At 61.4% G+C, this 21,793-nt stretch carries 16 protein-coding genes; 8 read left to right on the top strand and 8 right to left on the bottom strand.

Translation table 11 applies throughout. The features are described 5' to 3' along the window. Positions 1–65: 65 nt before the first annotated feature. On the bottom strand, positions 66–971 hold the full coding sequence (locus PSH73_RS13005; RefSeq protein ID WP_057436628.1) for an AraC family transcriptional regulator: 906 nt from the start codon (positions 969–971) through the stop codon (positions 66–68). A 72-nt stretch (positions 972–1,043) separates the two neighbouring features. After that, a complete protein-coding gene (locus tag PSH73_RS13000; protein WP_305462659.1) occupies positions 1,044–2,336 on the bottom strand; it encodes a glycosyltransferase in 1,293 nt (430 codons plus the stop codon). A 167-nt stretch (positions 2,337–2,503) separates the two neighbouring features. Here PSH73_RS13000 and tpx point away from each other — a divergent pair, with 167 nt between their 5' ends. The 7 genes from tpx (at position 2,504) to PSH73_RS12965 (ending at position 15,346) form a co-directional block, all read left to right on the top strand. Continuing rightward, positions 2,504–3,004, top strand: coding sequence for a thiol peroxidase (gene tpx, locus PSH73_RS12995; RefSeq protein ID WP_057436626.1), 501 nt, complete (start codon positions 2,504–2,506; stop codon positions 3,002–3,004). 233 nt (positions 3,005–3,237) lie between these two features. After that, positions 3,238–4,542, top strand: coding sequence for an MdtA/MuxA family multidrug efflux RND transporter periplasmic adaptor subunit (locus tag PSH73_RS12990; RefSeq protein ID WP_120733170.1), 1,305 nt, complete (start codon positions 3,238–3,240; stop codon positions 4,540–4,542). Then, positions 4,539–7,637 carry an MdtB/MuxB family multidrug efflux RND transporter permease subunit gene (locus PSH73_RS12985; RefSeq protein WP_120733168.1) on the top strand — a complete coding sequence of 1,033 codons (3,099 nt, stop codon included), beginning with the start codon at positions 4,539–4,541 and terminating at the stop codon, positions 7,635–7,637. The genes PSH73_RS12990 and PSH73_RS12985 overlap by 4 nt, the downstream gene beginning before the upstream one ends. Further along, positions 7,634–10,741 (top strand): efflux RND transporter permease subunit, encoded by a 3,108-nt coding sequence (locus PSH73_RS12980; RefSeq protein WP_057959463.1) that lies wholly within the window; start codon positions 7,634–7,636, stop codon positions 10,739–10,741. Before PSH73_RS12985 ends, PSH73_RS12980 begins: the two co-directional genes overlap by 4 nt. Next, positions 10,738–12,189, top strand: a complete 1,452-nt coding sequence (locus PSH73_RS12975) for an efflux transporter outer membrane subunit (protein ID WP_198799288.1) — start codon at positions 10,738–10,740, stop codon at positions 12,187–12,189. The genes PSH73_RS12980 and PSH73_RS12975 overlap by 4 nt, the downstream gene beginning before the upstream one ends. A 241-nt stretch (positions 12,190–12,430) precedes the next feature. Continuing rightward, entirely contained in the window at positions 12,431–14,512 is a 2,082-nt protein-coding gene (locus PSH73_RS12970) for a bifunctional diguanylate cyclase/phosphodiesterase (RefSeq protein ID WP_305462657.1), read from the top strand. Positions 14,513–14,599: 87 nt separating this feature from the next. Then, a complete protein-coding gene (locus tag PSH73_RS12965) occupies positions 14,600–15,346 on the top strand; it encodes an SDR family oxidoreductase (RefSeq protein WP_198817327.1) in 747 nt (248 codons plus the stop codon). Between the two features lie 18 nt (positions 15,347–15,364). Here PSH73_RS12965 and PSH73_RS12960 read toward each other — a convergent pair whose 3' ends face one another. From PSH73_RS12960 to PSH73_RS12945, 4 genes are all read right to left on the bottom strand, one after another. Further along, positions 15,365–15,724: a hypothetical protein gene (locus PSH73_RS12960; RefSeq protein ID WP_225923789.1), complete on the bottom strand. Its 360-nt coding sequence runs from the start codon at positions 15,722–15,724 to the stop codon at positions 15,365–15,367. A gap of 198 nt (positions 15,725–15,922) precedes the next feature. Beyond that, positions 15,923–17,332 (bottom strand): GntR family transcriptional regulator MpaR, encoded by a 1,410-nt coding sequence (gene mapR, locus PSH73_RS12955; RefSeq protein ID WP_057436622.1) that lies wholly within the window; start codon positions 17,330–17,332, stop codon positions 15,923–15,925. A gap of 73 nt (positions 17,333–17,405) precedes the next feature. After that, positions 17,406–18,821: a cytochrome c oxidase accessory protein CcoG gene (gene ccoG, locus PSH73_RS12950; RefSeq protein ID WP_115128259.1), complete on the bottom strand. Its 1,416-nt coding sequence runs from the start codon at positions 18,819–18,821 to the stop codon at positions 17,406–17,408. 195 nt (positions 18,822–19,016) lie between these two features. Further along, the gene (locus tag PSH73_RS12945; protein WP_057436618.1) at positions 19,017–19,256 is read right to left on the bottom strand and encodes a DUF3203 family protein; all 240 of its coding nucleotides are present in this window, start codon (positions 19,254–19,256) and stop codon (positions 19,017–19,019) included. 119 nt (positions 19,257–19,375) lie between these two features. Here PSH73_RS12945 and PSH73_RS12940 point away from each other — a divergent pair, with 119 nt between their 5' ends. Then, positions 19,376–19,870 (top strand): MgtC/SapB family protein, encoded by a 495-nt coding sequence (locus PSH73_RS12940; protein WP_057444089.1) that lies wholly within the window; start codon positions 19,376–19,378, stop codon positions 19,868–19,870. A 10-nt stretch (positions 19,871–19,880) separates the two neighbouring features. Here PSH73_RS12940 and PSH73_RS12935 read toward each other — a convergent pair whose 3' ends face one another. Next, positions 19,881–20,039 carry a hypothetical protein gene (locus PSH73_RS12935; RefSeq protein WP_162947732.1) on the bottom strand — a complete coding sequence of 53 codons (159 nt, stop codon included), beginning with the start codon at positions 20,037–20,039 and terminating at the stop codon, positions 19,881–19,883. A gap of 318 nt (positions 20,040–20,357) precedes the next feature. Then, entirely contained in the window at positions 20,358–21,494 is a 1,137-nt protein-coding gene (locus tag PSH73_RS12930) for a M10 family metallopeptidase C-terminal domain-containing protein (protein WP_169989692.1), read from the bottom strand. Positions 21,495–21,793: the final 299 nt, after the last annotated feature.

The raw sequence follows: 21,793 nt of genomic DNA, 5'->3' as shown, positions 1-21,793 counted from the left end.
CGTGCAGGTAACTGTCAAAATTGACAGTGGCGACGGGCGGTTGTGAGTGAAGCGTTCTCAGCCGCTCAGGCCAGGTTCTGCTCGGTCAGGCGCTGTACCGCCAGGCGTCGGTAATGCGACGGCGTCATGCCTTTGAGCTGCTGGAAGCGCCGGTTGAAATTGGAGATGTTGTTGAAGCCCGACTCGAAGCACACATCGGTCACGGCCTTATCGCCATCGGCCAGCAGTTCGCAGGACTTGCTGATCCGCAGGCGATTGACGAACTCGATGAAGGTGCGGCCGGTGGCTTGCTTGAACACCCGGGAAAAGTAGGTGGGTTTCATCCCCAGGTAGTGTGCGACTTCTTCCAGGGACAATTCCCGCGCGTAATGGGCAAAAATGTAGTCCACCGCACGGTTGGTCCTGTCGATGCTGTGCTCATCGGCCAACTGCGCGGTGGCTCCTCCCGACAGCACTTGGTAGTCCTCGCAGGCACAGAGCGCCTCCAGCAGCACAAAAAAATGCCCCAGCCGCGCCATCCCATGGGTGTCTTCGATGCGCTGCATCAAGGTCAACGCCTGGGCGATGGTCTTTTGGCAGCGGAACTCAATGCCGTATTGTGCCCGCTCCAACAGCGGCGAGAGGCTCTTGAGTTCAGTGAAGACCTGGCTGCCGCCTTCCAGCAACTCATCGGTGAAATTCACCAACATGTCGCGCTTGGGCACCACTTCGTCTTCCTCCACCTGGCTGATCCAGTTGTGGGGCAAGTTGGGGCCGGTAAGGAACAGGCTTTGCGGGTGGAAGTTGCCGATATAGTCGCCGATAAACACCTTGCCGGAGCTGGCGACAATCAGGTGCAACTCGTACTCCTTGTGGAAGTGCCAGCGCACCAGCGGGCAGGGGAAGCCGTGCTGGCGATAGATGATGGACAGGCCGTTGTGATCGTCCATCAACTCGTAGGAAGGGTCGGTGATGCGCGTTGCTCGGCTCATGCTGGCGTCGCTTTTATTGTGGTTGCGCAGCCGATAATGCCCCGTTGCGCGCCACCTCGCCAGCGTCGGTGTTTAAAGAACGCGGTTTTTTGCCTCGATCCACTGCGCCATGTACTGGGTACTTTTATGCAGGTGGTGGCGCAACATGCTGCCGGTAAAGTTGTTGCGCCGGTGCTGCGCCAGTTCGCCCAGGCAATGTTGCAGGCGTTCAACCAGTGCGGGCCCGTGGACCTGCGGGGCAAAGCGACGGGCCAGCAGCGCACGGCCATTGGCCTGGGCCTCGGTCCAGGCTTGCCGATCTTCGTATAGCGCCACGGCGGCGGCGGCCAGGGCCGTGGCGCTCTGGGCGACCGTCCCGGGCCAGGGCTGCCCGTCGGTCATGCCTTCGGCGCCGATGGGGGTGGTAATGCTCGGGGTGCCGCAGAGCATGCCATCGGCCAGCTTGCCCTTGATCCCGGCACCGAAGCGCAACGGGCCCAGGCAGATGCGCGCAGCCGACATCACTTGCAGGGCGTCCTCGGCCCAGTTCATCACATGAAAACCCTGGGCCGGATTGTGCAGCGCGGTGGCCTTGGGGGGGGTGTAGGCACCATAGATGTGCAACTGGGCGCCGGGGAGCTGCTGGCGAATCAACGGCCAGAGGCTGTTTTTCATCCAGAGCACCGCATCCCAGTTGGGGGCGTGGCGGAAGTTACCGATGCTCAGGAAATGCGCGCGGTCCTCATAGGGGATAAACCCCTCGCTGGGGGCGTCGATCATCAACGGGCACCAGTGGAGCAGGGCGGCGGGCACCTTGAACTGTTCGGTGAGCAGTTGGATCTCCACATCGGAAATCATCAGGCTGATATCACAGCGGTAGATCGCCGCGATCTCGCGCTTGGCCAGGTCGGTATCGGCCATCCTCTGGAACTCTTCGTCCAGGGCCGGGGCGAACACGGGGCTGAAGTCATCCGCGTGTGGCTGCTGCTTCAGGTAGTCTTTCAGGCGCTGCTGGCGGGCATCGCGCAGGCTTTGCAAGTCCGAGGTTTCCAGGACGCGCAGGGCATCCGGGCAATGCTTCTCCACCCGCCAGCCGAACTGCTCCTCCATCATAAAGCGATCGAACAACACGATATCCGGGGCCAGTTCACGGATAAAGTCGTCGAAACTGCAGTTATTGAGCTCGATGGCGCATTCGCGGATACCCAGTGCCGCCAGGTCAGCCTTGTGTTCACCGATAGCGGCCGGGCTGCTGAAGGTGATGGCCCAGCCTTGCGCCAGAAAACTTTCCAGGATCTGCATCATATGCCCGCCGGCGGCCGAGGAGCGGGGCTCCGGCCAGACGTAACCGATAACCAGGACGTGGGTGGCAGGCTGACTTTTCAACGGTGAATTCCTTCAAGGGCAGGCAAACGCGGCGCAATTAAACCACAGCAGCCCGGCGCGGGCGCAGTCATGACATTTTGTGTTCGGCCATAGGTGTCATTCGCACTTTGTGGTTAACTTCCGCCTCTCGAATTCGTTTCATCTAACCCAGCATAAGGATTCCGTTCATGGCTCAAGTCACCCTCAAAGGCAACCCGGTCCAGGTTGAAGGCCAGTTGCCGCAAATCGGTAGCCAGGCCCTCGACTTTTCCCTGACCGCAGGCGATCTGTCGGACGTCACCCTGGCGACTTTCGCCGGCAAGCGCAAAGTACTGAACATCTTCCCAAGCGTTGACACCCCGACCTGCGCCACGTCGGTACGCAAGTTCAATGCCCAGGCCAACGAGCTGAACAACACCGTTGTACTGTGCATCTCCACCGACCTGCCATTTGCCCAGGCGCGTTTCTGCGGCGCCGAAGGCCTGGAAAACGTGAAGAGCCTGTCGGACTTCCGCAGCGCCGATTTTGCCGTTGACTACGGTGTATCCATTGCCGACGGCGCCCTCAAGGGCCTGACCGCCCGCGCGGTGGTGGTACTGGACGAAAACGACAAGGTGCTGCACAGCGAGCTGGTTGGCGAAATCGCCGAAGAGCCAAACTACGAAGCGGCCCTGGCTGTACTGAAGTAATTGCGGCAGCGCGTTACTGTCGCTTTGCAGTAACACGTATGATGCATGCTTGCGGCCTGGCCTAGTCCAGGCCGTTTTTATTTGTGCTTCAGCGGTTTAGGCCAAATAGCTGATGTTGCCCCACGAAAAGTAAATGTTTGTAAGCCTGAAGGTAAATAGCCGGTAAAGGCGCTTTTCTAAACGCGCCCCAGTGCTTATCTTTCAGCCTCCCACAGTAGAAGCCCTCGCCTCCAATGGTTGATCAATCCATGCAATCGTCCCCCCGTAGTTCCCGCCGCTGGCTGTTTGGCTTGCTCGTCCTGTTGGTTGTTGCCTTCCTGTGCTGGAAATTCTGGCCGACCGGCACCGCCCAGAAGGAGGCCCCGGCAGCCAGGACCAGCAAGACCGGGATGATGCGTCCCGGCTTCGGCGGCTCGGGTGCGGCGGTGCCGGTACGTGTCGCACCCGCGGTCGCAGGGGATTTCCCGGTGTACTACAAGGCACTGGGGACGGTGACGGCCTTGAACACCATCAATGTGCGCAGCCGGGTCGGGGGGGAGCTGGTCAAGATCGCCTTTGAAGAGGGGCAGATGGTCAAGGCCGGCGACCTGCTGGCGGAAATCGACCCGCGCAGTTATCAGAATGCCTTGCTCCAGGCCCAGGGCACACTGATGCAAAACCAGGCGCAATTGAAAAACGCTCAGGTTGACCTTGAGCGTTATCGCGGCCTCTACGAACAGGACAGCATCGCCAAGCAGACCCTGGACACCGCTGCCGCGCTGGTCCTGCAATACCAGGGCACGGTCAAGACCAACCAGGGGGCGGTGGATGACGCCAAGCTCAACCTTGAGTTCACCAAGATCCGTGCGCCGATTTCCGGGCGCGTTGGCTTGCGCCAGTTGGACGTCGGTAACCTGGTGGCGGCTAATGACACCACCGCCCTGGCGATCATCACCCAGACCCAGCCGATCAGCGTGGCGTTCACCTTGCCGGAAAACACCCTGCAAACCGTACTGGCCCGCTATCGCGGTGGCAACAAGCTGCCGGTGCAGGCCTGGGACCGTGGCGACCTGCAACTGCAAGCCACCGGCGTGCTGCAAAGCCTGGACAACCAGATCGACGTCACCACCGGCACCCTGAAATTCAAGGCGCGCTTCGATAACCACGACCAGGTGCTGTTCCCCAACCAGTTCGTCAACGTGCGGCTGCTGGCCGACACCCTGAAAAACGTGGTGCTGGTACCTTCGGCCGCGATTCAGTTCGGCACCAATGGCACCTTTGTCTACGCCCTGGACGGTGACAAGAAGGTCAAGATTCGCACCCTGGTGATTGGTGAGACCGATGGCCAGAACACCGTGGTCAAGGAAGGCCTGGCCGCCGGCGATCGCGTAGTGCTGGAAGGCACCGATCGCCTGAAAGATGGCACCGATGTGGAAGTGGTCAACGACAGCAACCAGGTGCCCACCGGCCCGACCGAACACTTGCAGGGCAAACCCGCGGCACAAGGCGAAGGCAGCCCGACGGCTGAAGCCGGCAAGGCGCAAAAGGCCGGCGCATGAACCTGTCACGGCTGTTTATCCTCAGGCCCGTCGCCACCACCCTGAGCATGCTGGCCATTGTCCTGGCCGGCCTGATCGCCTATCGCTTGATGCCGGTGTCGGCCTTGCCCCAGGTGGATTACCCGACCATCCGCGTCATGACCCTGTACCCCGGCGCCAGCCCGGACGTGATGACCAGCGCGGTCACCGCGCCCCTGGAACGCCAGTTCGGGCAAATGCCGGGCCTGACGCAGATGGCCTCCACCAGTTCCGGCGGGGCCTCGGTCCTGACCCTGCGCTTCAACCTCGACGTCAATATGGACGTGGCCGAGCAACAGGTGCAGGCGGCGATCAACGCGGCCAGCAACCTGTTGCCCTCGGACCTGCCGGCGCCGCCGGTGTACAACAAGGTCAACCCGGCCGATACCCCGGTACTGACCCTGGCCGTCACCTCCAAGACCATGCTGTTGCCCAAGCTCAATGACCTGGTCGATACGCGCATGGCGCAAAAGATCGCGCAGATCAGCGGCGTGGGCATGGTCAGCATCGCCGGCGGCCAGCGCCAGGCCGTGCGGATCAAGGTCAACCCCGAGGCCCTGGCGGCCAATGGCTTGAACCTGGCCGACGTACGCAGCCTGATCGCCGCCTCCAACGTCAACCAGCCCAAGGGCAACTTCGACGGCCCGACACGGGTGTCGATGCTCGATGCCAACGACCAGTTGGTATCGCCCGAGCAGTACGCCGAACTGATCCTGGCCTACAGCAACGGTGCACCGCTGCGCCTCAAAGACGTCGCGCAAATCGTCGATGGCGCAGAAAACGAACGCCTAGCCGCCTGGGCCAATGAAAACCAGGCCGTATTGCTCAATATCCAGCGCCAGCCGGGCGCCAACGTGATCGAGGTGGTGGACCGGATCAAGGCGCTGCTGCCGAGCATCACCGACAACCTGCCAGCCGGTCTCGACGTGACGGTACTCACCGACCGCACCCAGACCATCCGCGCCTCGGTCACCGATGTGCAGCATGAACTGCTGATCGCCATTGCGTTGGTGGTAATGGTGACGTTCCTGTTCCTGCGCCGTTTCAGCGCCACCATCATCCCGTCGATTGCCGTGCCGTTGTCGCTGATCGGCACCTTTGGCGTGATGTACCTGGCTGGCTTCTCCATCAATAACCTGACGCTGATGGCCCTGACCATCGCCACTGGGTTTGTGGTGGACGATGCCATCGTGATGCTGGAGAACATTTCCCGCTATATCGAGGAAGGCGAGACGCCGATGGCGGCCGCGCTCAAGGGCGCCAAGCAGATCGGCTTCACCCTGGTTTCCCTGACCCTGTCGCTGATCGCGGTCTTGATCCCGCTGCTGTTCATGGCCGATGTGGTCGGGCGGCTGTTCCGCGAATTTGCCATCACCCTGGCGGTGGCGATCCTGATTTCCCTGGTGGTGTCCCTGACCCTGACGCCGATGATGTGCGCACGCCTGCTCAAACGCGAACCCAAGGAAGCAGAACAAGGGCGTTTCTACAAGGCCAGTGGCGCGTGGATCGACTGGCTGGTTGCCGCCTACGGGCGCAAGCTGCAATGGGTGCTCAAGCATCAGCCGCTGACCCTGTTGGTGGCCATTGCCACCCTGGGCCTGACGGTGGTGTTGTACCTGGTGGTGCCCAAGGGCTTCTTCCCGGTGCAGGACACCGGGGTGATCCAGGGCATTTCCGAGGCACCCCAGTCGATATCCTTTGCGGCCATGAGCCAGCGCCAGCAGGAGCTGGCGAAGATCATCCTCGAAGATCCCGCAGTGGAAAGTCTTTCTTCCTACATTGGCGTCGATGGCGATAACGCCACCCTCAATAGCGGCCGCCTGCTGATCAACCTCAAGCCCCATAAAGAGCGGGACTTGAGCGCCGTCGAGGTGATTGCACGCCTGCAACCGACACTGGACAAACTGGTGGGGATCCGTCTGTTTATGCAGCCGGTGCAGGACCTGACCATCGAAGACCGTGTCAGCCGCACCCAGTACCAATTCAGCATGTCCTCCCCGGATGCCGACCTGCTGGCCCTGTGGAGCGGCAAGCTGGTACAGGCCCTGAGCCAGTACCCGGAACTCACCGATGTGGCCAGCGACCTGCAGGACAAAGGCTTGCAGGTGTACATGGTGATCGACCGCGACGCGGCCTCGCGCCTGGGCGTGTCGGTAGCCAATATCACCGACGCCCTGTACGACGCCTTCGGCCAGCGGCAGATTTCCACGATCTACACCCAGGCCAGCCAGTACCGCGTGGTGCTGCAGGCCCAGTCCGGCGAAAGCCTGGGGCCGGACGCGCTGAACCAGATCCATGTGAAAACCACCGATGGCGGCCAGGTGCGCCTGTCCAGCCTGGCCCGCATCGAGCAGCGCCAGGCGCAGTTGGCGATTACCCATATCGGCCAGTTCCCCGCAGTAATGATGTCATTCAACCTGGCCCCCGGCGTGGCCCTGGGCAAGGGTGTGGAGCTGATCAACCAGGTGCAGAAGGACATTGGCATGCCGGTCGGCGTGCAGACCCAGTTCCAGGGCGCCGCCCAGGCGTTCGAAGCCTCGCTGTCGAGTACGTTGCTGCTGATCCTGGCGGCAGTGGTGACCATGTATATCGTGCTGGGCGTGCTGTACGAGAGCTATATCCACCCGATCACCATCCTCTCGACCTTGCCATCGGCAGCGGTGGGGGCCTTGCTGGCGTTGCTGCTCACGGGCAATGACCTGGGGATGATCGCGATCATCGGCATCATCCTGCTGATCGGCATCGTGAAGAAGAACGCGATCATGATGATTGACTTCGCCCTCGACGCCGAACGCAACCAGGGCCTGGACCCGCAGACCGCAATCTACCAGGCGGCGTTGTTGCGTTTCAGGCCGATCCTGATGACCACCCTGGCGGCGCTGTTCGGTGCGGTGCCCTTGATGCTGGCCACCGGCTCCGGCGCAGAGTTGCGCCAACCCCTGGGCCTGGTGATGGTCGGTGGCTTGCTGTTGAGCCAGATCCTCACGCTGTTTACCACGCCGGTGATCTATCTGTACTTCGACCGCCTTGGCCGTCGCTGGCGCAAGTCCGAAGCGCTGGAGCCGGTTGAGCCATGAACCTGTCCGGACCTTTTATCCGCCGGCCGGTAGCCACCATGCTGCTGAGCCTGGCGATCATGTTGCTGGGTGGCGTCAGTTTCAGCCTGCTGCCAGTGTCGCCGTTGCCGCAGATCGACTTCCCGGTGATTGTGGTCTCTGCCAGCCTGCCTGGCGCGAGCCCGGAAGTGATGGCGTCTACCGTGGCCACGCCGCTGGAACGGTCCTTTGGCGCGATTGCCGGGGTCACCACCCTCAGCAGTTCGTCCAGCCAGGGCTCGACCCGGGTGATTCTGGCGTTTGACTCCGACCGTGATATCAACGGCGCGGCGCGGGAAGTGCAGGCGGCAATCAACGCCTCGCGCAACCTGTTGCCCAGCGGCATGCGCAGCATGCCCACCTACAGGAAGATCAACCCGTCCCAGGCGCCGATCATGGTGCTGTCGCTGACCTCGGACGTGTTGCCCAAGGGCCAGCTCTACGACCTGGCGTCCACCATCCTCTCGCAAAGCCTGTCCCAGGTACCGGGTGTGGGCGAGGTGCAGATCGGCGGCAGCTCCCTGCCGGCGGTGCGCATCGAGCTGGAGCCCAAGGCCCTCGACCAGTACGGCGTGTCCCTGGATGAGGTGCGCGACACCATTGCCAATGCCAACGTGCGCCGGCCCAAGGGCTCGGTGGAAGATGGCGAGCGCAACTGGCAGATCCAGGCCAATGACCAGCTGGAAAAGGCCAAGGATTATGAGCCGCTGCTGATCCGCTACCAGGACGGTGCCGCCTTGCGCCTGAGCGATGTGGCGAAGATCAGCGATGGCGTCGAAGACCGCTACAACAGCGGTTTTTTCAACAATGATGCAGCGGTGTTGCTGGTGATCAACCGCCAGTCCGGCGCCAACATCATCGAGACCGTCAAGCAGATCAAGGCCCAGTTGCCGGCGTTGCAGGCGGTGTTGCCGTCCAGCGTCAAGCTCAACCTGGCCATGGACCGTTCGCCGGTGATCACCGCCACCCTGCATGAGGCAGAAATGACCCTGCTGATTGCCGTGGCCCTGGTGATCCTGGTGGTGTACCTGTTCCTCGGCAACTTCCGCGCCTCGCTGATCCCGACCCTGGCGGTGCCGGTGTCGCTGGTGGGCACTTTTGCGATCATGTACCTCTATGGATTTTCCCTGAACAACCTGTCGCTGATGGCCCTGATCCTCGCCACCGGCCTGGTGGTGGACGATGCCATCGTGGTGCTGGAGAACATTTCCCGGCATATCGACAACGGTATCGCGCCAATGAAGGCAGCGTACCTGGGGGCCAAGGAGGTCGGTTTTACCCTGCTGTCGATGAACGTGTCGCTGGTGGCGGTGTTCCTGTCGATCCTGTTTATGGGCGGGATTGTCACCAGCCTGTTCCGTGAATTTTCCATCACCCTGGCGGCGGCGATCATTGTGTCGCTGGTGGTTTCGCTGACCCTGACCCCGATGCTCTGCGCGCGCTGGCTCAAGCCCCATGTCAAAGGGCAGGAGACCGGTTTGCAGCGTTGGAGCCAGAAGGTCAACGACCATATGGTCGCGGGTTACGCCCGTAGCCTGGACTGGGTGCTGCGGCACAAGCGGCTGACCCTGCTCAGCCTGTTCGTGACCATCGGGGTGAATATCGCGCTGTATGTGGTGGTGCCCAAAACCTTTATGCCGCAACAGGACACCGGGCAATTGATCGGTTTTGTGCGCGGCGATGACGGCCTGTCATTCAGCGTCATGCAGCCGAAGATGGAGATCTTCCGCAAAGCCGTGTTGCAAGACCCGGCAGTGGAAAGCGTGGCGGGTTTTATCGGTGGCAGCAACGGCACCAACAACGCGGTGATGCTGGTGCGCCTCAAGCCGATCAAGGAACGCCAGCTGTCGGCCCAGGCGGTGATCGAGCGCTTGCGCAAGAACGTGCCCCTGGTACCCGGTGGCCGCTTGATGCTGATGGCCGACCAGGATCTGCAATTTGGTGGTGGCCGCGACCAGACGTCTTCGCAATATTCCTACATCCTGCAAAGTGGCGACCTGGCGGCCTTGCGCCTGTGGTACCCGAAAGTGGTCGCCGCGCTGCGCGAGTTGCCGGAACTAACCGCCATCGACGCCCGCGAAGGGCGGGGTGCGCAACAGGTGACGCTGATTGTTGATCGCGATCAGGCCAAGCGCCTGGGCGTAGACATGAACATGGTTACCTCGGTGCTGAACAACGCCTACAGCCAGCGGCAGATTTCCACCATTTATGACAGCCTCAACCAGTACCGGGTGGTGATGGAGGTCAATCCGAAATACGCCCAGGACCCGATCACCCTCAATCAGGTGCAGGTGATTACCGCTGACGGCGCGCGAATTCCGCTGTCGACCATTGCCCACTACGAAAACAGCCTGGCCGACGACCGCGTCAGCCACGAAGGGCAGTTTGCCTCCGAAGACATTGCCTTCGACATGGCGCCCGGGGTCACGGTGGAGCAGGGCACGGCCGCCATCGAGCGGGCGATTGCCAAGGTCGGCTTGCCGGAAGACGTGATCGCCAAGATGGCCGGCACCGCCGATGCCTTCGCCGCCACCCAGAAAAGCCAGCCCTTCATGATCCTCGGCGCATTGGTCGCGGTGTACCTGGTGCTGGGGATTCTCTATGAAAGCTACATTCACCCGCTGACCATCCTCTCGACCCTGCCCTCGGCCGGGGTCGGCGCGCTGTTGTCGATCTACGTGCTGGGCGGCGAGTTCAGCCTGATCTCGCTACTGGGTCTGTTCCTGCTGATTGGCGTGGTGAAGAAAAACGCGATCCTGATGATCGACCTGGCCCTGCAGCTGGAGCGCAAGGAAGGCATGCAGCCCCTGGAATCCATACGCAGTGCTTGTTTGCTGCGCTTGCGGCCGATCCTGATGACCACCCTGGCGGCGATCCTCGGGGCCTTGCCGTTGCTGCTGAGCACCGCCGAAGGCGCGGAAATGCGCCAGCCCCTGGGCCTGACCATTATCGGCGGGCTGGTCTTCAGCCAGATCCTGACCCTTTACACCACCCCGGTGGTTTACCTCTATCTCGACCGCCTGCGCCACCGTTTCAACGGCTGGCGCGGGGTGCGTACCGACGCTGCCCTGGACACTCCGCTATGACCGAATCAATTGTTTTCCGGGCCCCTGCACTGACGGTGATGTTTTGCGCCGTGTTCCTCAGCGCCTGCGCCATCGGCCCCGATTACCAGCGCCCGCAAGTTGCCGAGCCGGCGCAGTACAAAGAAGCCCAGGGCTGGCGCCAGGCCGCCCCTAGCGATGCCCTGGCCCGTGGCGCCTGGTGGGAGCTGTATGGCGACCAGCAACTCAACAGCCTGGTGGACAAGCTCAACAACGCCAACCAGACCGTGGCCCAGGCCGAAGCCCGCTACCGTCAGGCCCAGGCCACGGCACGCAGCTCCCGTGGCGCGTTCTTTCCGACCGTCGACCTGAGCGCCGGGAAAACCCGCGCCAGCCAGGGCACGGGTAGCAGTAATGCGAGCTTGAGCAGCTCCAGCAGTGGTATCCGCGACACCCTCAACACTCAGTTGGGGGTGAGCTGGGAAGCCGATATCTGGGGCAAATTACGCCGAGGCCTGGAAGCCAGCGACGCCAGCGCCCAAGCCAGCGCCGCCGACCTGGCGGCCATGCGCCTGAGCCAGCAGTCGGAACTGGTGCAGAACTACCTGCAATTGCGGGTCATGGACGAACAGACGCGCTTGCTGCAAACCACCGTCGAGACCTATCAGCGCTCGCTACAAATGACCCAGAACCAGTACCGCGCCGGCGTCTCAGGCAAGGACGCTGTCGCCCAGGCCCAGACCCAGCTCAAGAGTACCCAGGCCAGCCTGATCGACCTGATCTGGCAACGGGCGCAACTGGAAAACGCCATCGCGGTATTGATCGGCGAACCTCCTGCCATGTTCAACCTGGCGGTGAGCAAGGACATACCGGCACTGCCGCAGATTCCTGCAAACCTGCCATCGCAACTGCTGGAACGCCGCCCGGATATTGCCTCGGCGGAGCGCGCAGTGATTGCCGCCAACGCCAATATCGGCGTGGCGAAAACCGCCTACTACCCCGACCTGACCCTGAGTCTGGCCGGTGGTTACTCCAGCAGCACCTATGCCGACTGGATCAGCCTGCCCAACCGCTTCTGGTCGGTGGGGCCGAAACTGGCGATGACCCTGTTCGACGGCGGGCAGCGCTCGGCAGAAGTTGACCGCGCCGAAGCGTCCTACGACGAAACCGTGGCCAAGTACCGCCAGACCGTACTCGACGGTTTCCGCGAGGTGGAAAACTACATGGTCCAGCTCAAGGTTCTGGAAGACGAGGCGGGCGTGAGCAACGAGGCCCTGGAGTCCGCGCGGGAATCTCTGCGCCTGACCCAGAACCAGTACAAGGCCGGCCTGATTGCCTACCTGGATGTGGTCAACGTCCAGGCGACGGCGTTGAGCAACGAACGTACCGTGCTGACCTTGCTGCAAACCCGGCTGGTGGCCAGCGTGCAACTGATTGCAGCGCTGGGTGGTGGTTGGGATGGCCAGTTGGAGCCAAACGAAAAACCCTGACCCTGTCGGCGATGGTCGTCAACGATAACGGATGAACAGCTGATAAACCCTCAGGGGTTATTGCTGACGCCATCGCGGGCAAGCCCGCTTCCACCGACTGTAGTTTCGCCCCTCCCCAGGCCATACATTTTCAGTAATGGCCTTGTGACAATATTCCACCTGTACGAGAATTATTCTCGCTACAATCCCCGACTTTCCCCCGGCACGGACGCCGTTCGCATCGTCATCCATGAGACGTCACATGCTTACCGGCAGTTATTCCCCCGCGTTGGTCCTGATCTCCCTGTTTGTGGCCATCCTGGCGTCCTATACCGCTCTGGACCTGACCGGTCGGATTGCCACCGCCAAGGGCCGGGCTGTGTACCTGTGGATGGCCGGCGGCGCCCTGGCCATGGGGATTGGCGTGTGGTCGATGCACTTTATCGGGATGTTGGCGTTTCGCCTGCCGATTGCCCTGGGCTACGACATCGGCATAACGGCGCTGTCGCTGTTGATCGCCGTCCTGTCCAGTGGCTTCGCCCTGTGGCTGGTCAACCAACCGCGTCTGCCGGCCTGGCAACTGGGGTTTGGCGCCTTGATCATGGGGGCGGGGATCAGCACCATGCACTACACCGGCATGGCCGCCATGCGCATGATGCCGGGCATCGACTACGACCCCACCTTGTTCATCGCCTCATTGCTGATTGCCGTGGGGGCCTCGGCCGCCGCGTTATGGATTGCCTTCAAACTGCGGCGCAACACCCCCTATGTACGCCTGGCACGGAGCGCTGCGGCGGTGGTGATGGGCGTGGCCATCGTCGGCATGCATTACACCGGCATGGCGGCGGCGCGTTTTGCCGATGGCAGTTTTTGCGGGGCGTCTGTGGATGGCCTGAGCGGCACCGGCCTGGACAATCTAGTGTTGGTGACCACCCTGGCAATCCTGGCCTTCGCGCTATTGACCTCCTTGCTCGATGCGCGCCTGGAAGCACGCACCGCTGTGTTGGCCGATTCCTTGAGCCTGGCCAACCAGGAACTCACCCACCTGGCCCTGCACGACACGCTGACCGGCCTGCCAAACCGTACGCTGCTGGCCGATCGCATTCAGCAGGCTACCCAGTTGGTCGCGGAGCAAGGTGGGTGTTTTGCTCTGATGTTTATCGACCTCGACGGTTTTAAACCGGTCAATGACGCCTTTGGCCATCATCTGGGTGACCAATTGCTGCGCGAGGTGGGCCTGCGCCTGCGCGAAGACCTGCGCAGCCAGGACACCCTGGCGCGGATCGGCGGCGATGAGTTCGTGTTGCTGGTGCAGTTGAGCCAGCCCGACGATGCGCTGCGTCTGGCCGAACGCCAGGTGGGATTGATCAACCAATCGTTCCGCGTAGCCGAGCATGACTTGAGCATCTCCGCCAGTGTCGGCATTGCCCTGTTCCCCGGTAACGGCGCAACGCCCCAGGAACTGTTGATGAATGCCGATGCGGCGATGTATCACGCCAAGAGCATGGGCAAGAACGGCTACAGCTTTTTTGATGTGTCAATGAACACCAATGCGCGCAAGCAACTGCAACTGTTGCAGGATTTGCGCAAGGCGGTTGAACAACAGCAGTTGCGCCTGTACTACCAGCCCAAGTTCGACGCCCTCAGCGGTCGCGCCATCGGTGCCGAAGCCCTGTTGCGCTGGGAGCACCCACAACACGGCCTGTTGCTGCCGGACAAGTTTATCGAGTTGGCGGAAAAAACCGGGGTGATCATCGCCATCGGCGATTGGGTGCTCAACGAAGCGTGCCGGCAAATGCAGGTGTGGTTTGCCCAGGGGTACCGGGACTGGCGTATTGCGGTGAACCTGTCGGCCCTGCAGTTCTGCCATGCCGGGCTGGTCACCAGTGTGGCCAACGCCCTGCAGCGCCACCAGTTGCCGGCCAATAGCCTGACCCTGGAAATCACCGAAACCACGGCCATGAGCGATGCCGATGCGAGCATGCGGGTGTTGCAGGAACTCTCGAAAATGGGCGTGGATTTGTCCATTGACGACTTTGGCACCGGCTACTCGAGCCTGATGTACCTCAAGCGCCTGCCGGCCAATGAGCTGAAAATCGACCGTGGCTTTGTGCGCGACCTGGAGCAGGACAGCGACGATGCCGCCATCGTCTCGGCAATTGTCGCCCTGGGCCAGGCCCTGGGCCTGCGCATCGTTGCCGAGGGGGTCGAGACCGACATGCAGCAGGATTTCCTCACGCGCCTGGGCTGTAACTCGCTGCAAGGCTACCTGCTGGGCCACCCACTGCCGGCGGATACCTTTATGAGCGCCATCGTGGCCAGGGAGCGCTTGACCCCACCGTGAGATCAATTGACCCCGGTCCATGCAAAACCTGACAGGCGCAGGTATTCTTGGATCCAACAGCTCAGGTTGAATGGGGAGTCACTACGCATGGACAAAGTCGTCATCATCACCGGTGGCAGTCGTGGGATCGGCGCCGCCACAGCCTTGCTGGCGGCCCGACAGGGCTATCGCATCTGCATCAATTTCCAGTCCGATGAAGTCGCCGCGCTGCGGGTACTGGAGCAAGTGCGCGCGCTCGGTGCCCAGGCCATTGCGGTGCGCGCCGATGTCAGCATCGAAGACGAAGTGATCAGCCTGTTCAACCGCGTCGACACCGAACTGGGGCGCGTCACCGCGCTGGTCAACAATGCCGGGACCGTCGGGCATAAATCACGGGTCGATGAGATGTCCGAATTCCGTATCCTGAAAGTCCTCAAGACCAACGTGCTGGGGCCGATCCTGTGTGCCAAGCATGCGCTGCTGCGTATGTCGCCCAAACATGGCGGGCAGGGTGGCAGCATCGTCAACGTCTCGTCGGTGGCCTCGCGCATTGGCGCGCCCGGTGAGTATGTGGACTATGCGGCGTCCAAGGGCGCGCTGGACAGCTTCACCGTTGGCCTGTCCAAGGAAGTGGCGGGCGAGGGGATTCGTGTCAATGCCGTGCGCCCCGGCTACATCTACACCGAGTTCCATGCCCTGAGCGGCGACCCGGATCGGGTCAGCAAGCTTGAGTCCGGCATTCCCATGGCCCGCGGCGGGCGCCCGGATGAAGTGGCGGAAGCGATTGTCTGGCTGTTGTCGGACAAGGCGTCCTACGCCACCGGGACGTTTATTGACCTGGGGGGCGGCCGCTAGCAGGCCTGCCGTAACGCGTCAAAAGGTGGGCAGCACCGAGTAGCCTTTGCGGGCGAACTGGTCCAGGCGGTCAGCCTCGGAGTTGTGCAGGATGACCACACCCCTTTCGGAAAACCCGTCTATCTTGCCGTTGCGCTCCTCACTACCGTCGAGCTTGCACTCGTCCAGGTTATCAATGAAGCGCAACACCTTATCCAGATCGTAGGCGGCGTTGGCGCGAGCGTCCGGGTCCGGATTGGCTTGCGTCCAGTCGCCCAGATGCCGCTTGAGATCCCGGTCCAATTGCCAGCGATCGTTGCCGTCGACGTAGTCCGTCAACACCGCACTCTGTTCGATAATCCTTTCCGCCGAACGGTGATCCCCCGCAGGGCGTCCCATGGGGCCAGTCAGTTGGCGGACTGCGCGCTGTTCTGCGACCCGCATGTAGTTGGGCGGGATGGGCAATGGAAAATGAAAAAATGGTGGTAGGACATTGTTCATGGCACCTCTCTTTTTTGAGTGAAAAGAGGCGAATGTTAAACCGCGCAATCACGCGGTCCAACGGCACCGTTGAGCTGATCTATTTCAAGGCGTTTTTCAAAACGAACGCACAATCCGCCCCAGCGTCTCCATGGCCTTTTCCGCTGTTTCATCCCAGGGGCTGCCGTAATTCAGACGGATACAGTTACGAAAACGCTGGGTCGGCGAAAAGATCGGCCCCGGTGCAATGCTGATGCCCTGGGCCAGGGCCATCTGGAACAGTTTCAGCGAGTCGGTCTGCTCCGGCAGCTCCAGCCACAGGAAATATCCGCCGGCGGGCTGACTGACCCGGGTTTGCGCCGGAAAGTAACGGGCGATGGCCGCGAGCATGGCACTTTGCTGTTCTTCCAGGGCATAACGCAATTTGCGCAGGTGGCGGTCGTAGCCGCCGTGTTGCAGATAGTCGGCAATGGCCGCCTGGGCCGGCATCGAGGCGCATAGCGAGGTCATCAGCTTCAGACGTTCAATCTTTTGCGCGTAGCGGCCTGCCGCAACCCAGCCTACGCGGTAGCCCGGGGCCAGGCTCTTGGCGAAGGAACCGCAGTGCATCACCAGGCCTTCAGTGTCGAAGGCCTTGGCCGGCTTGGGCGCCTGTTGACCGTAGTACAGTTCGGCGTACACATCGTCTTCAATCAGCGGCACCTGGTGCCCGCGCAACAACTCGACCAGCTCCTGCTTCTTGGCCTCGGGCATGGTCGCACCCATGGGGTTCTGGAAGCTGGTCATACACCAGCAGGCCTTGATCGGGTAGCGCTCCAGGGTCTGGGCCAGCACCTTCAGGTCAATGCCATCACGCGGATGCACCGGAATTTCCACGGCCTTGAGCTTCAAGCGCTCCAACACTTGCAGGCAGGCATAAAACGCCGGGGCTTCGATGGCCACCAGATCGCCAGGCTCAGTCACCGCTTGCAGGCACAGGTTCAGCGCTTCCAGGGCGCCGTTGGTGATCAGCAGCTCTTCCATGGGCAGCATCAAGCCACCGACCATGTAGCGCAGGGCGATTTGCCGACGCAGTTGCGGGTTGCCCGGCGACATGTCCGTGACCACCATGCGCGGGTCCATTTCGCGGCTGGCGCTGGCCATGGAGCGGGCCAGGCGTTGCAGGGGGAACAGCGTCGGGCTGGGGAAGGCCGAGCCGAAGGGCACGGTCTGCGGATCCTTGATCGAATCCAGTACCGAGAACACCAGCTCACTGACGTCCACCTCGGTGGATTCGTGAACATGGGCGCTGACTGCCGGCTCCGAAAACGGGCTGGGCGCGTGGGTATTGACGAAATACCCGGAGCGCGGCCGCGCCCGGATCAGGCCGCGGCGCTCCAGCAGGTAATAGGCCTGGAACACCGTGGAGGGGCTGACGCCATAGGTCTGGCTGGCATAGCGCACCGACGGCACCCGCTGGCCCGGCCCGAGGACGCCGGAGCGGATCAGTTCAGCGATGTCGTCGGCAAATTTCTCGTAGCGTTTCATCGTGATCCTAATGTTCTACAGCGGTCAAAATGTGGGAGAGGGCTAGCCTGCTCCCACAGGGGGATTGCGTGGGTCAGCGGTTCAGCGGCGCGACAAAACGGCTGTCGGCGACACTATAAACACTTGGCTCGTCGATATCCGTCACCTTGAAACGGATGGTTTGCGAGCTGCTGGTCGGCTTGTCACGGGTCAGCGCCACAGACACCGGCACATCCGTGATCTCTCCTGGCTCCAGGCTGATCTCGGTCTTGCCCTGTAGCTGGAAGCCTTCACCATCCACCAGTTGCACGCGGTAATCCTGGCGCTGCTGGGTCTTGTTGATGATCTTCAAACTGTAGATGTTCTCGATCAACCCCTGGCTGTTCTCCCGGAACATGCCACGGTCCTTGGTGACGTCCAGCGAGACCATGGGCCGTTGCACCAGTGCCATCACCAGGGCGGCGATCATCACCAGCAGCACGGCACTGTAGCCGATCAGGCGTGGCCGCAGCAGGTGGGTCTTGCCACCCTGCAACTGATGTTCGGAGGTGTAACTGATCAAGCCCCGGGCATAACCCATTTTATCCATGATCGAATCGCAGGCGTCGATGCAGGCGGCGCAGCCGATGCACTCCATCTGCAGGCCATCGCGGATGTCGATGCCGGTGGGGCAGACCTGCACGCACAAGTGGCAGTCGATGCAGTCGCCCAGACCCACATCGGCCGGGTTCACATCGCGTTTGCGCGGGCCACGGCTTTCGCCACGGGCGGCGTCGTAGGAAATGGTCAGGGTGTCCTTGTCGAACATCACGCTCTGGAACCGTGCATACGGGCACATATGCATGCACACCGCTTCCCGCAGCCAGCCGGCGTTGATGTAGGTGGCGCCGGTAAAGAACAGCACCCAGAACAGGCTGACACCGCCCATCTGCCAGGTCAGCAGCTCCTCGGCCAGGGGCCGGATCGGGGTGAAATAGCCGACAAAGGTCAAGCCGGTCAGCACACTGATTGCCAGCCACAGGGTGTGTTTGGCGGCGCGGCGCGCCAGTTTATTCACGCTCCAGGGCGCGGCCTGCAGCTTGATCCGCTGGTTTCGCTCACCTTCGGTGACTTTCTCGCACCACATGAACAGCCAGGTAAACGAGCTTTGCGGGCAGGTGTAGCCACACCAGACGCGGCCGGCAAATACCGTAATGGCAAACAGCCCGAAGGCACAGATGATCAACAGCGCCGACAACAGGATGAAATCCTGGGGCCAGAAGGTTGCGCCAAAAATATGGAACTTGCTTTCAGCCAGGTCCCACAACACCGCCTGGCGTGAGTCCCAGTTCAGCCACACGGTGCCAAAAAACGCCAGGAACAGAAAGCCTGCACCGCTTATGCGCAAGGTCCGGAACAGGCCGGTGAAACTGCGGGTGTGAATCAGGTTGTCGCTGGATTTGGCCTTCATCTTCTTTGGATGTGCAGGCTCGAAATTTTCTACTAATCGGACGGGGATTCTATCGCTCATGGTCTTTCGCTCATCAGCCTCCATCAGGCGGATGAACTATGGGCCGCGATCTGTTTGCATAACAGACTCAGGTAAAACCATAAAAAGCGGATCAGATGAGTTTTTAGCGCGCCGCTGCGACAATGTGCAGCACCCCGCAAGCCGCGGGGCCGGTGCCTGGATCAACAGCACGCAAGGCATGCTGATCCAGATCAATCAAATCACCGAATCACCGGTGCTGGCCTTGAGGTGCTTGCGCCCGTCAATGGCACCTGCGACGGTCAAGGCGTCGGCCTCGGCTTCGGTGATGTAGATCCGTTGGCCGTCGATCTCGACCGCCGACATGGATTTGTCGCTGTCGGTAATCACCGTCACCTCCAAAACGCTGCAGCGTTGTTCTTCACCGTTGTCGTCGGTCTTGAAATAGCAGGTCTGGTTTTCGATACGTACGGGCATGGTCTTCTCCTGGTTGTTCGGTGCTGTTCATTAGGTGATGCACGCGGGCCAATGGTTCGGCGCAACTGACTGGCGGTCGTTGCTGTCCATCTTCTATCTCCCATGAAAAGGACAGGACCATGGACGCCTGGTGGCAAGAAGTCTGGCAAACCCTGCAAAGCGAATTCGCCGATATCGGCGATGCGCGGCAACTGACGCAAATCACCCTACGCCTGCTGATCGCCGCGATTCTGGGTGGCATCCTGGGCTTTGAGCGCGAACAGAAAGGCAAGGCCGCCGGTGTGCGCACCCATATGCTGGTGGCGATGGGCGCAGCCTTGTTTGTGCTGGTGCCACAGATGTCCGGCTCCCAGGCAGACGCCATGAGCCGGGTGGTGCAGGGGGTGATCGCCGGTATCGGTTTCCTCGGCGCGGGGACGATTCTCAAGGGCAAGGAGGAGGACACTGGCCAGCACGTCAAGGGCTTGACCACCGCAGCCGGCCTGTGGATGACCGCCGCCATCGGGGTGGCGGCGGGGTTGGGCAAGGAGTCCACTGCGGTACTGAGCACCGTGCTGGCGCTACTGGTGTTCAGCGTGATGCCAAGGATTGTGAAACTACTGGACAAGCCTTAGCTACGGGCTCCTACACGATAACTGGCGGCATAGTCGTAGGCGGTTCTTCCTTTGCCGGTGGCACGCTTTCCGGCGGTTCCTGTTCGGGAATCGGCGCAGGCTCGGTCGGCGGCAAGGTCGGTGTATCAATATTCGGGTCGGGTGTTTCAGCAGGAATCGGGATGTTCATCGCGGTGGCCTCGTTTGTGTTTTGCTCAATCGGTGGACAACCGCCACGGCCGATTGATTCCCGCCCGGTGGCGGCACACCCCTCTGAACGTTCCGCCGGCCATCGGGCTCGGACCTTATGTGGCCGGCTCAGGAAGAGCCCGCCTGCAGCACTGACAATCAAGCACAAGAGCGTCCTACCCGGATTAGCTCAGGGTCTTTCGCTCATCAGCCCCCGCAAGCCGCGGGGCCGGTGCCTGGATCAGCACGCAGGGCGTGCTGATCCAGGTCAGTCAAATTACCGAATCACCTGTGCGGCCCTTTAATCACCGCCGCCTGCTCAGGTCACCAGATCGCTGTAGGTCACTTCACCAAACACCTTGACCACGAACGGTGGCTTCCCGGGATCGCCTGCGATCATCACCACGCTTGTGTGGGTACCCGGGAGGTAGTGAATCTGCATTTCACCGCTGGCGCCTGAGAAGTTCTCTACCAGGTCAAGGGGTTTATTACCCAGTTGGGCACGAACTCCCGAGACATCGAGCTTGTCACGGCCGTGGGCAAAGTTCATGACTTCACTCGGCGCTGCCAGGATCGATTCGCCAATATTGCCGAAGGTGAAGGTTTGGCTGCTGCCTTGGGCAGGTGGATTGTCCCTGGGCTGGGGTGTCTGGGTTGTCTGTATCGGCGGGTTATTCTCCGGTGTTGGCTTTGCCTGGGACGGTGTCTCATCCGTTGGCGTGTCCTGGGGGAGCGCGTTCAATGATTGGCCGAGGCCGGAAAGGGCCTTGGCGGTGCCTGCGCTATCGCGCTTGCGCTGCTTGATATTCACTTCCTCCAGACGCAACTCTTGCTCGACTTCCTGGCTGGCCCTGAAATCCGCCTCGGGGTCGCCGGTGTTCATGCGTGATCTGATTTCATTCTTACTCAACCCAGGGACCTCCACGGCTGCCGCAGTATCTTGCAGGTGCTCGAGGTTTGTTTGGCTCAAGAGTGTCTTGAATTCGTTGAGTTGCCTGATCGTTCCGGCGGCATTGGGGCCATTCTGCATCGTGCGGATATTGGCCGGGCTCAACAACGTGCGCAGTTCGCTGAGACGGCTCCTGGTCTCCATGGAAAACGGCTCGCGCAACATTTGTATGACACTGTCGCGGTTCAATAACTTGCCAACTTTGTCGGCTATTACAGAGCCTACGTCAGGCGTTTGTGGGCGAGGCTTGGCCTGTGCAGTGGCTGCCTCGGACTGCCGGGGGGGATAGCCACGCTCGGCAGGCTTTGCGTCAGGTTGGCGCGTGGTTTTGAACTGTGAGGTAGGCGTTGGCTGCTGACGCGGTCTGTCAGGCGTTTTTGTTCGTGAGGGGGCACTTGGGCCGGCCTTGAGCAAGCGCAGAATCTCTTGAGAATGATTAAGTGGCACTTTTTCAGGAAGCGACGTGATAGGTCGGTACGGCTGATGATTAGCGGGTTGAATTGACATGATGAGCCCTCGCATGGGTTTGACGTGATGCATGCGCAAGTCAGCCTATCTATGGGCGAGGGCGATCGACTTCAGTGCTTTCGGGCTGGTTGGTAGGACGTATCTCTAATGCTTGCCCGATCGCGGGCAAGCAGCGACGCTTTTCAGGCGACGACCGGTGGCGCGGTTTGCGGTGGGTCTTCCATCGGTGGTGGCTGGTTTTCAGGTGGCTCCTGCTCGGGAATCGGCACTGGCTCAGTGGGCGGCAGTGGTGGCTTGTCTATATTGGGCTCTGGGGTTCGTGCGGGATCGGGATACTC

It is taken from the genome of Pseudomonas sp. FP2294, assembly GCF_030687625.1.
In the GTDB taxonomy this organism is placed as follows: Bacteria; Pseudomonadota; Gammaproteobacteria; order Pseudomonadales; family Pseudomonadaceae; genus Aquipseudomonas; species Aquipseudomonas shahriarae.
This window is presented reverse-complemented; position numbering and strand designations above follow the sequence as displayed.